This is a genomic window from Leptothoe sp. EHU-05/26/07-4, assembly GCF_043421015.1.
In the GTDB taxonomy this organism is placed as follows: Bacteria; Cyanobacteriota; Cyanobacteriia; order Phormidesmidales; family Phormidesmidaceae; genus Leptothoe; species Leptothoe turfae.
Genome location: NZ_JAXSQV010000002.1, coordinates 731,056 through 747,760, shown reverse-complemented (window position 1 = coordinate 747,760; position 16,705 = coordinate 731,056). Strand labels below are relative to the sequence as shown.

At 43.6% G+C, this 16,705-nt stretch carries 13 protein-coding genes; 6 read left to right on the top strand and 7 right to left on the bottom strand.

Annotated elements, in window-relative coordinates; all coding sequences use genetic code 11:
* The first annotated feature begins 34 nt into the window (after positions 1-34).
* From U2F10_RS04995 to U2F10_RS04970, 6 genes are all read left to right on the top strand, one after another.
* A complete protein-coding gene (locus tag U2F10_RS04995) occupies positions 35-1,789 on the top strand; it encodes an ABC transporter ATP-binding protein/permease (protein ID WP_163664499.1) in 1,755 nt (584 codons plus the stop codon).
* A gap of 644 nt (positions 1,790-2,433) precedes the next feature.
* Complete coding sequence (locus U2F10_RS04990) at positions 2,434-3,327, top strand: hypothetical protein (RefSeq protein ID WP_499060278.1); 894 nt, start codon at positions 2,434-2,436, stop codon at positions 3,325-3,327.
* A 302-nt stretch (positions 3,328-3,629) separates the two neighbouring features.
* A complete protein-coding gene (locus U2F10_RS04985) occupies positions 3,630-3,878 on the top strand; it encodes a hypothetical protein (RefSeq protein WP_499059383.1) in 249 nt (82 codons plus the stop codon).
* Positions 3,879-4,162: 284 nt separating this feature from the next.
* Positions 4,163-4,435 (top strand): hypothetical protein, encoded by a 273-nt coding sequence (locus U2F10_RS04980; protein ID WP_163664493.1) that lies wholly within the window; start codon positions 4,163-4,165, stop codon positions 4,433-4,435.
* A gap of 419 nt (positions 4,436-4,854) precedes the next feature.
* A complete protein-coding gene (locus U2F10_RS04975; RefSeq protein ID WP_163664491.1) occupies positions 4,855-5,052 on the top strand; it encodes a hypothetical protein in 198 nt (65 codons plus the stop codon).
* 386 nt (positions 5,053-5,438) lie between these two features.
* Complete coding sequence (locus U2F10_RS04970; protein ID WP_499871083.1) at positions 5,439-7,784, top strand: GNAT family N-acetyltransferase; 2,346 nt, start codon at positions 5,439-5,441, stop codon at positions 7,782-7,784.
* Positions 7,785-7,956: 172 nt separating this feature from the next.
* Here the strand turns inward: U2F10_RS04970 and U2F10_RS04965 are convergent, their stop codons facing one another.
* From U2F10_RS04965 to U2F10_RS04935, 7 genes are all read right to left on the bottom strand, one after another.
* Positions 7,957-8,295 carry a HetP family heterocyst commitment protein gene (locus U2F10_RS04965; protein WP_163664487.1) on the bottom strand — a complete coding sequence of 113 codons (339 nt, stop codon included), beginning with the start codon at positions 8,293-8,295 and terminating at the stop codon, positions 7,957-7,959.
* 35 nt (positions 8,296-8,330) lie between these two features.
* Positions 8,331-8,525, bottom strand: a complete 195-nt coding sequence (locus tag U2F10_RS04960; RefSeq protein WP_163664486.1) for a hypothetical protein — start codon at positions 8,523-8,525, stop codon at positions 8,331-8,333.
* A 56-nt stretch (positions 8,526-8,581) separates the two neighbouring features.
* Positions 8,582-9,349, bottom strand: a complete 768-nt coding sequence (locus U2F10_RS04955) for a peptidylprolyl isomerase (RefSeq protein ID WP_499865860.1) — start codon at positions 9,347-9,349, stop codon at positions 8,582-8,584.
* Between the two features lie 599 nt (positions 9,350-9,948).
* A complete protein-coding gene (locus U2F10_RS04950; protein WP_499870216.1) occupies positions 9,949-10,884 on the bottom strand; it encodes an IS5 family transposase in 936 nt (311 codons plus the stop codon).
* 62 nt (positions 10,885-10,946) lie between these two features.
* A complete protein-coding gene (locus tag U2F10_RS04945; RefSeq protein WP_499871082.1) occupies positions 10,947-11,144 on the bottom strand; it encodes a HetP family heterocyst commitment protein in 198 nt (65 codons plus the stop codon).
* Positions 11,145-11,296: 152 nt separating this feature from the next.
* A complete protein-coding gene (locus U2F10_RS04940; RefSeq protein WP_499865861.1) occupies positions 11,297-12,631 on the bottom strand; it encodes an HlyD family type I secretion periplasmic adaptor subunit in 1,335 nt (444 codons plus the stop codon).
* Positions 12,632-12,747: 116 nt separating this feature from the next.
* A complete protein-coding gene (locus U2F10_RS04935) occupies positions 12,748-15,840 on the bottom strand; it encodes a peptidase domain-containing ABC transporter (protein ID WP_499871080.1) in 3,093 nt (1,030 codons plus the stop codon).
* Positions 15,841-16,705: the final 865 nt, after the last annotated feature.

Genomic DNA, 16,705 nt, shown 5'->3' with positions numbered 1-16,705 from the left:
TAACAAGACCGGATCTGGCTATGAATTCTCCTCTATGCAACGCTTTAACCTCCAAATCTTTCAACGTTTCTGGACCATTGCCAAAACCTACTGGTTCAGCAATGAAAAGTGGAAAGCCCGAGGACTGCTGCTCATCATTGTTGTACTTCTCCTGGCCTATACCGGTCTTAGCGTTGTCCTCAATAATCAGCGGGGGGAGCTGATCTCTGCGTTGTCTGCCAAAAATGAATCCCGATTTTGGCAAACCGTTGTCATTTTTATCAGTGTTCTAGTCGTTTATGCGCCGCTGCTGGCAGGCTACACCTACCTGCGTGACCGTCTGGGTCTGGCCTGGCGACGCTGGCTGACTGGCGACTTTGTAGAGCGTTACTTTGCTGATAGAGCGTTCTACCGCATTAATCAGTTTGATCCTGATATTGATAACCCTGACCAGCGGATTGCTGAGGATGTTAAGAACTTTACTCAAGAGTCCTTGACCTTACTGCTGGTGCTGTCTGATTCAATTTTGGAAATTATTGCCTTTAGTGGCGTCTTGTTGGGAATTTCTAAAGAGCTGGTACTCTTTTTGGTGGGCTATGCCATTGTCGGCACCCTGGTCACAGTGGGTGTGTTTGGCCAGCCCCTGGTTCGTCTAAATTTTGAACAGTTGAAGCGGGAAGCTAATTTTCGGTTTAGCCTGGTGCGGGTGCGCGAGAATGCTGAAGCGATCGCATTTTACCAAGGTGAGACTCAAGAATCGACCCAGGTTAATAACCGATTTATGGCGGCGTTTGATAATTACAAGCGTCTGCTAGGCTGGGAGTTAGGACTGAATGGTGTGACCAATGCCTATGAATTTATTCCGTTTATCTTACCGGCTCTGGTGGTTGCCCCTGGCATATTCAACGGTGAAATCGAAGTGGGTAAGGTCAGCGAAGCCCAGGGGGCATTTATTCGCGTTTTCTTCTCTCTTAACCTGATTGTTGCCCGCTTTCAATCCTTGACTGCGTTTGGGGCGGGGATTGATCGTCTCTATGACTTTGCCACATCCCTTGGCCACATTGAGGAGCCAGAGAGTTCACCAGAGGAGAATACTCAAGAGGAAATAGAGCAGGCAGAGTCGGCAATAGTTGTTGCCCACCCCGTTATCAATCGTGAGATTGGTTTAGAGTTGACGCTACAGAATTTGACATTGCAGACGCCTAACTATCAGCGCACGCTAATTGAAGATCTCTCGTTGGCATTAGATACCCAAAGTTCGCTACTGGTGGTTGGCCCCAGTGGTTGTGGCAAGAGTTCGCTGATGCGTGCGATCGCAGGTCTATGGAACTCTGGCAACGGCACCATCGAGCGCCCCGAACTGGAGTACTTGCTATTTCTACCGCAAAAGCCCTACATGATTTTAGGTAGCCTCCGGCAGCAGTTGCTCTATCCCTATCCCGATATTGAGTTAAATGATGCCCAGCTCAAAACAGCACTTCAGCAAGTTAACTTGCCTGACTTAGATGAACGCTTTGGTGGCTTTGATGCTGAAGAAGAATGGAGCGATGTGTTATCCCTGGGAGAACAACAGCGACTGAGTTTTGCCCGAGTGCTGCTGCATCAGCCAAAATATACAATTCTCGATGAAGCCACCAGCGCCCTTGATCGTGACAATGAACAACAACTTTATGGTCATTTAGCGGCCACCAAAACCGCTTACCTTAGTGTTGGCCATCGCAAATCTCTGGAAGCATACCATCAATCTATATTACGACTGTCAGAAGACCATACATGGCAGCTGCAATCGCTGCTTGATTCCGTGGTCTAAGTCAGCAAACATCTATGGACAGGTGGGTTAGGGCAACTTTACTGAGTAATCTTTATTAAAGTCACCACAGACTTTATTTTGGCTTTGCCTAGGGACCCTGGCAATACAGTTAAATATACTTACGGGAAAGCACTTAGGTGCTAATCAACAGTTAAACGCTAAAACACTATAGTCTCAACCTAATTTAAGTCTCCATTAGAGTGTGACTACCGGGTGTCAAGTTAGATATCTGCCACTGTTTTAGTCGGTAGGATATCTTAGGGTGCCATAGTTTGCATAGTCGCATCGCGACAGAGGGGTGCATAACCAATCTGTCACTCGTTGTAGTGAGCTGTTGAGCATCTCAATTTAAATAATTCTGTTGGATTTAATGCAGAAGCAAAGAAGACTTATTTGTCTACAACTGCCTGGACGTATTTGAACAACTTGTTATCTTTAGCCTGGCTCGATTGCTAAAAACAGACGTAATCGTTGAGAACAACAGATTACTAAGCGATTGAACTGGCAAATACCCCAACACATCTGCCAAGTCAGATCAGGAACGGGCTGTCTGTTTTTAGAAATTCCCTGTGGCAAATACCAATTCAAATGACGTAATTGCGTCATGATACATGCTTTTTAAATTATTTATGTCAGGAGATTCCATGAATCGATGTTTAGGTAAAGCCTCTTGGCTTTTGATGGCTTCTGTTACGTCGGGGGTGGTTGCGATCGCATCCCCCGGTCAGGCCGCTAGTCTTGCGTTTTCAGAAAGCTTACTAGAAGTAACCTTTAATCAAGATTTCTTTGGTAGTGCAACAGATACAAATACGGATACTATTGCCATCGCCGAAGATGGTGAAGTTATGGTAGATGCTATAGCAGATGCTGCAGCTTTTAATGATGCGGCTGGTGCAGATTCATGTTTGTTCGGCTTAGGAAATCCTGGTGCCTGTAATGTCGCATTTAGCGAGGCGATAGGTGACGACGGCAACAACTATTTTGGCATTGGTGAAAGCTTTTCTGAAGTCATTGGTGACTTCTTTGTCGCCTCTGGCAACAGTTTTAGCTTTGACTTTATTGCCTCGCTGCTGCTCGAAACAGAGATTGATCGTCCTGATGTTGAAGCTGCCCAGGCAACTGGTGAAGTCTCATTCTCCCTCTATGGAGGTACTCAATCCAATTCTTTATCTCTGTTGGATACCTTTACACTCAGTGGACGTTTATCCACACTTGGCTCAGACGATAATTTCACTGAACCACAGACGAGCGGTGCGCTGACATTTGACACGTTCTTTGACACATCCTTTGGCGGACAAAGTGAGTTTGTCGATGCCTTTGTGGAAGGATCCTATAGCCGTAGCTTTGACACAGATACCTACCTACAACTGGTGGAAGTTAAAACCAGTTCTGCCTGTGTGGCAACGGCTGCCAGCCAGCAAGACTGTAAACAGTCGGTGCCAGAACCCACTGGTGTATTAGCTTTAATTGCACCACTCTTAGGCTTAACTGGCTTCTCATTAAAAAAAAGCTCCATGGCTAGTGTAAGGAGATCTTAATTGATTAAGAGATTGTCTCACATTATTTAAACATCTCTTCTCTTTGTCTTTTCCCCCTTTAACGCTCCTTTACTTTAAGGTCGTTGAGGGGGAAAATGTGTTTTGAGGTAACTTAACTAAGCTTGATATTGGTCAAAACTGCCAAAATGGCCACACTTGCTAAAAATGTCAGCTGCCGAACTAAATACGATATTTTTCCAAGAATCTGCCAAAATGGCCACATCTTTCTCAAAAAAAACAATATTGTATCTACAACAGCAACAAAAGGTTGCTTTAGACATCTTCTTTGGAGAGCCATACTCATGAATATCAACGATCTAAGCTATCTAGGTACTGTTTCTGAAACAACAAATATCTTAGGTGGTCGTCGTCGCCGTCGTCATCGCGGTGGATCTGCTAAAGCTACAGCTGATGCGGCTGCAGATGCACTGGGTAAATACACTAGAACCGATGCTTATGTAGAAACTAATGCGGCGGCTGGTATTGGCTCCAGTTCTTACGCTAGCTCCACATCGTATGCTAGCAATGGCAGACGTCGTCGTCGTCGTTAAGTTTAGCAGATTCTATTGGAGTGGATCTTTGATCTATTTCTAATTTGATCAGCTTTACCATTCAGCAATCCTAGTATTTGCAAGGATGGGAACCTTTAAGGCTCACCAAAAGATCAGGCACCATATTGTTCTTTTGGTGAGCCTTAACTTACAGATGCCCCATTGCGGTTGTATTCTCACAACGAGTGGGGAAATAGCAAGATCGTTTCACTGTTTGTACTATCTGTCTGTCGAGGTTCATTTCTCATCGTTGTAACAACTTATCGTCCGATAAGGAGAAAAAAATGAGTCAGTTGATAATTTCAGACCTTGATTTTTTCAAGGATATATCAAATCAGCTTTATATTCATGGTGGTTCTCGTCGCAGCTCTCGGGGTGTCGACGTTGCTTTAGATGCCGAGTTTGATGCTGATTTCGACGTCGATTTTACAACCTATGTTGGCCCCCATGGTACTCGCCGTGTTAGTGCTTTTGCCAGAGCCCTGAGGGGGAGTGCTTTAGCCAGTGCCACTGCAGTGGGGGGTCGGGCACGCGCCTCTGCTTCTGTTCAGCTGTAAGCTGATTTCTAAGGTTGAACAGAAGCCATTGTCCTTGTGTCACAATATTAAATCTAGTATTGTTCGTCTGAACATGGCTAGTAAGTTTAAGAGTCAGTCAAGTAACTGACTCTTATTTTTATGGGTAACAAAGCTATAAAGAGAATATCAACTTAAAATGAGACCTTTTTCTAAGGATAGTACTTAGACGTCAGAAGCTAGGAATCAAAACCTTACTGATTTAGAAGATGAAGTGCTCTATAAAACGGGCTAATAGCCTAGATTTCACAGGTAAAGAGCTATACCAAAGATTAGTAACGGCAACGTATAAAAAAACTCCTGCCAAGTTGGCAACATTCTCTTAGAACAGGTAGATATAGTATGCTCACCAATCAGAAACTTGGTTGGTGAGCATACTACAAAACTTGGAGAGAAAGATAATGTATATTTCTGATTTGAGCTATCTTGAAACAACAGTATCTTCCGATATCGTTGGTGGTTCTCATCGCCGTCGCCGTCGTCGTGGCGTCAAAATTAAAATCGATGTTGTAAAGGTGAATGCGTCTTCAAAAGCTAGTGCCTATGCATTCAAAGGGAATGCAAAAGCCACTGCAATTACTAAAGTTAGTGTTGACTAATCAGTAATCAGCACCTCTACTTTAATTTGCATTTGGCATCCGATTCTAGCGTTGTTGATTTAGAGAGTGAATCGTTCGTAAAACTTGCTAACAGTTGAGATTTAACGGATTGTTTCATGTCGAGATTCAACAACGCTCTAATTTTCTCAGGAGTTGCATAGAATAGGTCAATTTAACTATTTAGATAGGTTGAACAAGACCTCCGTGCTGCCCAAATCAGCTTAGATGTCAGAGCTCTACTCAGTCCCCTAAAAGAATCACTGTAATTCAGATGATGATTATTTCAGATGAATGCAGTGGTTCTTTTTTGACCTGATATCGTTAGCCAGTAAGCTTCAAGGCCTACCAACTGTATACAGCCAATAGCCGACAAGTTCAATATAGCTATGAGAATTGACGTTGTTGATACGCTTGATCAATTTAAGGAAATAAAAGAAGAGTGGGAATGGGTATACCAATCTGATCCTAAATCTCTTTTTTTTATTTCTTGGGTTTGGCTAAATGGTCGACTTAATTGCCATGAAGCATATGAACAACCTTGGATGATTTTAGCTGCAAAGGAAACTGAACCCAATCAAAATTATGTAGCTTTCTTCCCCCTCGTTATTAATACTGATGAAAAACTACCAGGTCAGCTATATAACGAACTATCAATTATTGGTGTGACAGATGCGATGCATATTCCTTTTATCTGTCTTCCAAACTATGAAAAAGATGTGGCTTCTGCTTTTGCTAATTATTTGCTACAGCATTTCACAGCATGGTCAACTCTAACCATTGCTAATCTTTCAACAGCAGATACTCGATCAAAGTTATTATTAGAAGATTTTCCTAAAGAAAACTATCTTGTTCAGGAACTTCATCACACGAGTGATGTTGACTCTATAGATAACAATATTGTTCCCCATATTCTGTTGCCTCAGGATTGGGATATCTATCTTCAAGAGAAATTAAGCTCGAATACACGTCAAAAAGTCAAACGCCTTTTAAGAAAAGTTAGTCAAAATGGTGAGTTCAGGGTAACGCAACCGACAGCTGAAACACTGGATCAGCATATTAAAGTTCTATTGAATTTTTGGGAAAAAAGCTGGTCGGGTCGAAAAGGCAATGAGCACTGTCGCAACATTTTAGAAAATGCTGATTTGAGTTTACGACGTTGTTTTGAATATCATTGTCTTTATTTGCCAGTTTTATGGCGAAATGATCAACCCCTGGGTGCCATTGCCAATTTGATAGATTGGCAGAAGAAGTCGATGCTTTTTTGGTTGGGGGGACGTGATGAGGCGGTTAAAAATCTCTCGTCAGGTTTAATTTTGCATGCATTGAGTATTCAGTTTGCTATTCAAAACCAATTTGAGGTGTATGATTTTTTGATGGGAAATGAGGCCTATAAATTTTCGTTGGGTGCTCAGCCTCAGCATATTAAAATCTTAACGTTACAACGTCGAGGTGAGTCACAGCGATCGCCTCAGCTTGATATAAGGACATTGCCTCAAGCCCTGGAAATTGCCTCAATTTATCACCAGGCGGGCCGTTTATCTGAGGCTGGGCAGTGTTATCGTCAAATTTTGCATACACAGCCGGAGCATGCTGAAGCTCTCTATGGATTAGGCGTTATTTGTCAGCGTACTGGAGATTGGCAAGGGGCTGAAACATCTTTTAAAAAGTTGTTAGAGCTTCAACCTGACAATCTCAAGGCATGGTTTAGTTTAGGGACGCTCTATCAAACCCAGGGGCATTTACATAGGGCTGACCAGACCTTTCGGCGAGCGCTTGATTTACCTACGGTACCTGTGATTACGGCAGCAATTTTCCATAATCTTGGCTACTTATTACAGCAGCAAGGTGACTGGGATGGCGCTATTGATTGTTATCAACAAGCTAAAGACCTACAGCCTGAATGTGTCGAGGCTGATGTGATTTGGGCGAATGCCCTGTATGAGCAAGGTAAATTGTCCTCTGAAAAATATTCGCACTATGCAAACCTCAATATGGATTTAGGAGACCAGCGACGTCAGGTAGGTGATTTGAGTGTTGCGATCGCATACTATCAACAAGCCATTGCCATGCAGCCTGATTTGGCAGAAGCCTCTTATTATTTGGGACTCACCCTTCAGATCCAGGGTGACGTAGACAACGATAATATTCTTGCTTGTTATCAAAGGGCGTGGCAGCTGAAACCCGCCTATCGGGAAGCTGAGGTTGCTGTTGCCAATATACTATATGACCAGAAACAGTTACCACCGTCAGAAAATCATCAATATGCGTTGGCTAACTATGAGCTAGGCAACAAATATCAGAAACAGCAAGAGTTGGAGGTTGCGATTTCATACTATCGACAAGCCACGCTGATGCAACCCGAGCTGTTGGAGGCCTACTCTCATCTGGCTCTAATGCTGCAGTTAAAAGGTGAGGAATCCTGGGATGAAGCCATTGCTTGTTATCAAAAAGCACTAAATCTTAACCCTGCTGATCCAACTGCAGATATAGGCATAGCGACTATACTTTATCATCAAGGCAAACTCTCTCAATCTGAGCAATTAAGGTATGCTGATAGGGCTTACACCTTGGGCAATTCGCAAAAGGAATTGGGTGATCTACAGGCTGCCATTGACTCCTATCGCATAGCCATTAGCATGAATTCATCGCTGACAGATGCTAAACACGCATTGCGTACCGCATTACAGGAACGAGATAATGTCACTATTAAAGTCAGCTGTGTCAAACAATAGTCAATAATTGTCCTTACACAGCTGATCCTAACTGGTGAGTTGAGCATCAACTTAAAGTCGGGAAGTATTGGTTAATTGATGAAGCCTCAGATGTATGTAGCCAGAAGCCAGGCATCAGTAAGGTTCTGATGCCTGGACCTGTGATTGAGTTGATACCCGGTGAGTTGATACTTTAGTTACTCCATTTCAATGTGGGCGAAACGGTTTGGCTTAACCATTGTTTCCAGCCACCTCTAATATTGATTTGAGACGTATCAACGGTCTTCAGGTATTTGAGGTCGGTAATTTTTTGCCCAGTGTTTTGATGCCCTGTAGAGCATTGAGGCATAGTTAGTGATTCTTGCAACGCTCTCTCTTGATGTCGATTTGCTTTCATTAAGCGATGATAGGTTCGATAGGGCATATATTGAAGTGGATTATGGCCTTCACCATAAAGAAATAAAACGCAAGCCCAAGAATATTTGCCATCAAGAATGGCCTCGATCACTTCATCAAACTCTGCTTTATTCATCGATTCCCTCCAGTGTGTGAGTAGTCATTTCAAAGCTATTCCGTCACGCTAGAATGGCTACTGGCACAGCTACTTGACTGGTTGGGAGATATGTCTACGTCTACCCATTGCTGATAACTTGTCTTCTCTGGGGTCGAATTATCCGAAATAATAACAGTGCTACTTGCCTCTGCAACCACCTGCCCGTTAGCAGTAATAATACGCTTTTTTACAAAATTTTGTCGTTTCATGGTCCAATTCTCCTAATTACATGGGTACTTATTAAATCAATCGTCTCGACACATGGTTATGTGAAGGCTGGATCCAATAGATTTGAATCCAAGTCACTATAAACTAAATGGTTAATCTCTTGTGCCAACCATTCATCAAAAAGCTCCTGAATAATCTCTTGTCGAATCTCCTGTGTTAACTGAGCTGCAATAAAGGCTTTAACCATAAACAGACTATAGCCAGAGTCTGTTTCAATTGGGCCAATAACGCTATCTGGGGGGGAGCCAAAAATAGCAGCGGCCACATGGGGCTCCAATTGCCATCGGCACAGCTTACCCTCATAGCCACATCGCAACTGACGGTCTAAATTGATATCATATACATGGGCCGCAGCATAGAATGTGATTTCCTTTTCCAGAATCTGATACCGTATTTCTGTGGCAATGTGGGATTCTTTGACTTGCAGCTGGTAGAGCAAAACTTGATCAAACTGAAGTCGCTTTTGTGAAAAATACTTCTCAACATCTGAGGCAAATAAACTTTCCTTTAGCTTTTTTTCTAAAAGGTTTGAATATATGCCTGCTTCCCAATCATCAACGCCCATTAAGTGGTCAGCTAGCCAAACAAAGGTGTCAGTCGCTTTTTCTAGGTGATACTCACGGCGAAGACGCTCCGCTTCAGCTTCAACATCTGAAGGGGTAACTGTTATATCTCTAATGCGAGCCCCATGCTGGATTACTTTTTGACTCAGTAGTTTTTGGTAAATACCTTTAAGTTGAGTTGTTTGTTTAAGGTAACTAACAATCTCTTCTGAGGTGAAATCAGCCTTAGAAAAATCTGTCATATGTCAGAGTCTTCCAGTGTATAGTCAGCTTAATGGTTTCTCTCGTTGAGAAGTGTAAAACTGATGAGTTTTTCCTATTTAGAATGCTAAGCCCACATCTATGGTTAATGGTGATGACCGATCATCCATTTAATCATGGGGCCGTGAATTCTAAGTTTTCTTGAGAATAGCTTGGTTTTAGGTAGATGTCAGGCCATTTTGGCCAACGGTAACAATTGTTACAAAAAGCAATAAACCCTTTATTCAGCTGAGCTTTCAAAAAGCCTTTGAATAAAGGGTTTGACCTATTTTTGATGAAAATCAACCAGATTAATCGTTGCCTGTTTATACGCTCAATTATTTTGGAGTAAGTGTTGCCTATTAGCCCCTTATCAATGAATTCTAATGGAGAGATAGTGGTTTGGAAGAATTCAGTTTGAACCGTGAACAAACGCTTCTAAACCCACCTCGGACAGACCGGTCGTTCTGATGACTGTCCTTTAAATAAGATAGGTCTGTAATGTGTGAGCCTGTCCCATGGGTAGAGTTTTGATGTTGGCTACCTGGGCTTTGGTGCGTGAATATTTTGGTAGACAGATCGGTCCTCTAGGATATCGATCTTAGGCTTCAATAGGATAGCTATCGGGCATTCCTAAGTGGGTGAACTGATTGAGAATAGAACATTCCAACAGTAATTCTGTCGTTTGATTTTCAATCCCTCGTGCAGACACCTCACCTGTGAACATAGTTTTGAGTCGATACATCATGGTTTCACTCAAAGACCGTCGATGATAGTTTATCTCTTCTTTCCAGGTAGACCGTCCCTGTTTGCGAATCGCTCGTAAGTTTTCATCTCGTGGATGCGGGGCCTGTTTGCGATTGCCATGAAACCAAATTTTGGCATCTTTGCGAGGGGGAATCGCTGCCGTTGCATCACGCTCATCAATGGCGTCATAGCAGTAGGTGCGGTCATACGCCCCATCGGCACTCACTTGGTCAATCTCATCGGGAATTTGGTCGAGGATGTCCGGGAGTATCTCGCCATCAGTGATGGCGTTCGAAGTCACTACGGCAGCCAGAATCTCTCCGGTTTGCTCATCGACACCCAAATGGAGTTTGAGCCAAGTGCGACGTTTGCTCACCCCATGCTGCCGGGTTTTCCATTCCCCGTCTCCGTACACTTTAATGCCCGTACTATCAACCACCACATGACGACTGCCAGAGGTCGGCTGAATCGGTAAATCAATCGGTAATGTCTGTTGACGACGTGACAATGTTGTATGCACCGGTAAGTCTACCGATACATCCATCAGTTCAAAGATAGACCCTGCAAAGCCAATGGTTTGACGTAAGGCCAGTCCATAGAGCACTTTGAAGGTCAAGAGTGTTTGGATGGCTAAATCGCTATAGTCTTTCGATGCCCCTGGTTTACCAGTCTTTTGAGTGTTTTTCCACTCGGCAATCACCTCATCACTGAGCCATAACGTCAGACTTCCTCGCTTTACCAGAGCAGCGTTATACTCAGACCAGTTGCGGAGTTTGTAGGTGCGTTTCATCGGTACCGTGTTTGTGTGGTAACTACACTTTACCGGCACCTACGGCTCCGCAACTTCTTTATTCACGCACCAAAGCCGCTACCTGCTGAATTATTGTTCTGTTTGCAGGCAATTTGCTGCTGTTTGAGTAAGCGATTGTAGGTACGACAGGGAATGTATTCTTTAGGATTATATCCCTTGCCCCGTAGCCATAATACACAGGCCCATGAGTATTTACCATCTAAAATGGCTGTCATGACATCATCTGACTGTTTATCCATTTTTGATATCCTCTATCTGTTGTTAAATGATTGAATCTCTATTGTGAACTGAGTATTTGTTTCACGGACATGCTCACATTAGTGAGCTTAAGGAGCTGTCAAGCGTCTAAAATGCCTTGATGAAAATCTTTATTACATCTACAATCTAGAGCCTATAAATTGATTCCACCCTTTTTTAACTGTTTGAAAGGATCGATCAAAATGTTGATGACTCGACGTCGACGCAGACTAATATCAACGGTGGCCGTTTGCCCAGGCTTGAAGTTTTTAGGTCCTTTTTCAGTTTCCATATAATGGCTCAAGAGAGCTATCTCAACTTCATAGACCTCTCCTAATTTCTCATCCTTGACGGCATCAGGGGCAACGGTCACCACGGTTCCATCGACTACGCCATAGTCTTGAAAAGGATAGGCATCAAACTTGATCCGCGCAGTCATGCCAGCTTGTACAAAGCCAGCATCTCGATTAGCTAGCTTAGCAAATAATATCAATGGAGCTTCCTTTGGCGCGATTTCTGCGATCGGTTGGCCTGCATCTACAACCTCATCAGGGTTCGCAATTTTGACGTTAAGAACGACACCATCCACCGGTGCTTCCAGAGTTCTATGGCCTAATTTAGCGTAGGCTCCCCGCAGTTGAGTTTTGATTTCAAGAATGTTAGCTCTCAGCTGAGTTGTTTCTACTTCTAGCTGTTGCAGGCGCTGCTGAACTTCTAATACGTGACGTTTACCGTCTGCCTGTTGGTGTTTTTGTTCTGCCTTTAAACGTTTGACTTCTGACAGCTGTCCTTGCAAATCACCCTCGTATTGGGTCATGGCTTGCTGTCGTGATAGAAGAGATTGCTCAGCATTAAAGAAATATTCCTGGGAGATTGCTCCATGCTCTTGTAGAGAATGCAGCCGCTGAATACGCTCTTGATGGGCCGTAATTTCTGTCTGAATTTGTGTTGTTAGTGCTTGTGTCGTCGTGGCTTTGGATTTAGCCTGCTCAATAGCTACTGTATAGGTCAGGCTATTGGCCTGGACACCTGCTTGTCGGGTTTGAATCTCTAAACGGGTTTTTGCCACCAAGGCTTGGGTTTGGCTAAGTTTGTCTTGGGCAGCTTCTAGGGCTTGTTCCAGTCGTTCGATTTCATTGCGGTCAAGCTGATCATCTAGCTTCAGTATGGCTTGGCCAGCCTGCACTGGCTCACCTTCTTTGACTAAAATGTCTAACACTTTACCCTGTTTAACAGGCATCACTTTATAGACTTCTCCCTGGGGGATCAACTGTCCGCGGGCAGAACTCACTTCCTCAATTTTTCCCACATAGGCCCAAATGCCAAATGCAATGCAAAAGGTAATACCGCCTGTCAGCAGACGGTAGGGCAGCTGCGATGGTGGGCGGTCCAGGGTGGATTGCACCGCGGGTGACCAGGCTGTGATGGCTGAATCAGGCGATGATGTGGATGTGGGCGCAGTGTTGGTAATGCTAGATACGTGTGTCATGGGTCTGCACTCCAAAAAAGGGGGCTTTGCATAGGGTCGTGACCATAGCGACCCGTCTCTTGATAAAAAAGAAAGAATAACGCTTAGTAACTGATGCTCATTACTGGGCTGGCGACTCAGAGCATTAGCTGTTGCTGGGCTAGATAGTAGTACAAGCCCCGTTCCGCAATCAGCTGGTCATGGCTGCCCTGTTCCACAAGGATTCCTTGATCTAGAACAAGAATGCGATCGACCTGGCGTACGGTCGATAGTCGGTGAGCGATGATAAAGGTGGTGCGGTTACGACTTAGCTGGGCTAGGTTGTGTTGAAAACGTCGCTCGGATTCGGTATCTAGTGAGCTGGTTGCTTCATCTAAAATCAAGACACGTGGCTGTCCTAGCAAAGCTCGTGCAATGGCTATGCGCTGTCGCTGCCCTCCAGAAAGTGTGGCCCCTCTTTCTCCTACCTTGGTGTTATATCCCAAGGGTAATGCTTGAATAAAGCTGTGGGCTTCGGCAAGCTTAGCGACTTCAACAACATCGTCAATGGTATAGTTGGGGCGATGTAGGGTGATGTTGTCTAGAATAGTCCCAGAAAATAGGAAGCATTCTTGAGGGACAACCCCGAGTTGCGATCGCAATGAATGGGGAGCAATATGACGAATTTCATGGCCATCAACCAGAATACGACCACTACTCGCATGATACAGCCCCTGTAGTAGGCTAATGAGTGTTGATTTACCTGAGCCGCTACGCCCTACAATGGCAACGGTTTCTCCAACAGGGACATCAAAAGAAATATTCTGTAGAATGTTACGCTCGTCATCCTCTGCATAGCGAAACGTTACATTGTCGAACTTAATGTGACCTTGAATAGATGGCAATTCCAACATAGAACGTTGGGTAGCTTCTTCAGGTTTAGCAGAAAAAATATCATTGAGCCGTTCTATGGAAATTGTCACCTCTTGAAATTCGTCCCAGAGCCCTACGAGAGCCAGTACGGGGCCGATGACACTGCCAATCAGCATGTTAAAGGCAAAAAACTGCCCAATGGTTAGCTGATCCTGGATCACCAGATAGGCACCGTACCAGATTAAAGCCGTACTCCCTAATGAGTGAATAACGCCACTCGATGCTTGCAATGCATTGGCCAGTTTTTGACCATGGAATCGAGCATTGAGTAGCTGAATTAAGTCATTTTCCCAACGCCAGCGAGCTTCTTGTTCCACAGAGACAGCTTTAATGGTGCCAATACCTGCCATCATTTCTACTAAAGTCGAATTTTCCTTAGCATCAGCATTAAAGATCTTGCGTGATACCCGTCGCAATAATGGTGTCGCTCCAATAGCTAGTAGGGCAATGCATGGAATAAATGCTAAAACCAATAACGTTAAATGCCAGTTGTAATAGGCCATTAAGGCAATATAGACAACCATCATCACGACATCTAACCAAACAATAACCAGCTGCCGTGTGAGAAACAGCTGAATCTTCTGTCCTTCTTCAACTCGTGTTGTGATGTCCCCCACATGGCGAAAATCAAAAAACTTTAAGGGTAGTTTTAATGTGTGCTGTACAAAACCACTGATTAATGAAAGATCTAAACGATTTGAAAAGTAATCTAGGAGGTATTGACGTACAGCCGTTAACCCAATTTGCCACAGACCAAAGAGCAATAGACCCATAGCAAACACATTGAGTGTAACGATACTACGCTGTACTACCACACGGTCTAGAATCACCTGAGTAAACAGGGGAGTTACCAAACCAACAATCTGAATTAGCAATGAAGTGAGAATGATTTGGCTAATGAGAGTGCGGTAGGGCCATAGTAATCTGATCAGATTACCCATCGATTGCTGACTCTCAGCAGTCAACGCTTGTAGCCGGTCAGTGGGGTCCAGGAGCAGAGCATAGCCAGTCCATCCTTCTAAAAACTCTTTCTGCTGTATCCATTTACGACCTTTGGCTGGGTCTGCAATTAAAATACGTTTAGACTGAATTCGATAGACCACAACATAGTGGTCTCCTTGCCAATGGGCGACAAATGGGTGTTGTTTTTCATGCAGACAATCTAAACTCGCCCGAACTGGCCTAGTCTCAAAGCCTACTTTCTCAGCAGCTCTGACTAGCCCTTTTAAGGACGTCCCTTCTCGACTAGTCCCTGCCAGTTCTCGTAGAACATTAAGACTGATCTGTTTACCCCAGTACTGGGCTACCATAGCCAGGCAAGCCACACCACAGTCTGCTGTACTTTGCTGCTCAATAAAAGGAAAACCTTGCCAGGGGTGGCGTCCTCGATAACGGGGTTGAGGAAACTCCACTAGACCTTGCTCAGAAATGTTCTCAGGCAAGCCCATTCTATGGGCAGGAGGCGTAACTGAATTTAATGTGGATGTGGAATTCAACACATTTTCAAGAGATATCCTGTTCTTAAATGATGGTGTTTCTACCGTATTTGTTTTGAATCCATTGGATAATGTAGATTCTACGGGGTGTAAAAACGGGAATCGAGCCCATTGTTTTTTGGGGAGGCTATAGATTGACACCGCTTCTCGGGCAACCCAATCAGTCGGAATCGGTTGGGGATACCCCCAACTATCTCCCGGCAACAATGGATTATGTCCATGGCGAGATGATTGAATATGGCCTGATCTCAACCAAAAATGAGAGTCATCGCCTAATTCAACTAATCGCTGTTGACAGGGGACCTGTTGCTGTTGACAGACACCGACAAACGGATCTAGCTCATAACTACTGAGCCCTTGGAAAGAGGTCATCGTCTTGAAGAAGATTAGCTTTTCGCGGTGTTGGGCTTGGGAAAGTAGATATGTCTTTAAATCTGGTAGCTGGTTAATCCAACGTTGGAAAGTGGTTAACGACATCCAAGCAATTTCAACATTTTCAGCGGCTACGACCCGATATGTGAGCTTGTGATCGTTTAATATTGGCTCCACCCCAAATGTATCACCGCGCTTTAGAGATTGCACAGGGGTGCCACCCATCACCTCTGCATCACTAACAATACGAGCACGACCATCACAGATGATATAAAGCCCTGCACCCTCTTCATGGGATAACGGAGAACCTTGAGGACCTTCCCCATAGGCAAAGAATTCATCGCCTATCTTGTATGTACAAATTTGGAAGGCTTGATTAAAAGCAGTCGGAATAGCAGAAGCTACATTAATTAATGCAGCAATATTAAAAGGTACTGAGGAGTAGTTCATCACCCAAATCCAAACGTGTGCAGGTAAAAACCAGGAAATTTTAGAACTAAAATTCTTAGATTTCCTGCAACAGAAATCTAGTCGCGGGACTAAGCAGCTTTAGGTTAGCTACCGATTACCCTTGGACCACAGCTGTATGGAACAAACATCTGTGTATTAGGAAATGAATTGAAAATTGAATGAACGTACGTAGATAAATATTGTAAGGTACTTTCTAGAAAGAAAAATCCTTTCCGACTATGGCGAAGCTGACAGGGAAAAATCATTTTTTATTATTACCGTTTTAGGTTAAATTGAAGTTTTTTATAAGAAAATGTGGGTTATTGCCATAATACGCGCAATAATCTCACTCACCACAGCAACAGTATATATATGAGACGCTAACAAAAAACAATATTGAATTTAAGTTGTTATTAAATTTAAATAAATAATTAAGCTGACGCTTTATCGAAGCATGTAGTATGTATTGCAATCTTCGCAAAAAGCCTTCCCCCAGACGGGGAAAGGCTTTTTTAGTATGTCCGTATTGTTGGTGGTAGAGCACAATACGCCTAATTGCTTAAAATCATAAGCACTATTGCCCAATAACTGGGTTTTTAACAACTGCCTAAGATATTCAAAGGGTTAGATTAAATGCGATCAAGCGAATTACTCTCTTCCCATGGAAAATCTTAAGAGATTAATATACAGGCTCTTATTTGATTTTCACTTCAATATTCCTTAGACATATTGATGCTCCCATCGCTTTTCGGTTGACGAACTACAGAAACTGAATGAAATCATGATCACTCATACTTGTTCCACTGCGAGAGAGCTCTCACAGTGGCTGATTGTGTATAGTAATTGCTCAGCAATCGCACTGTCA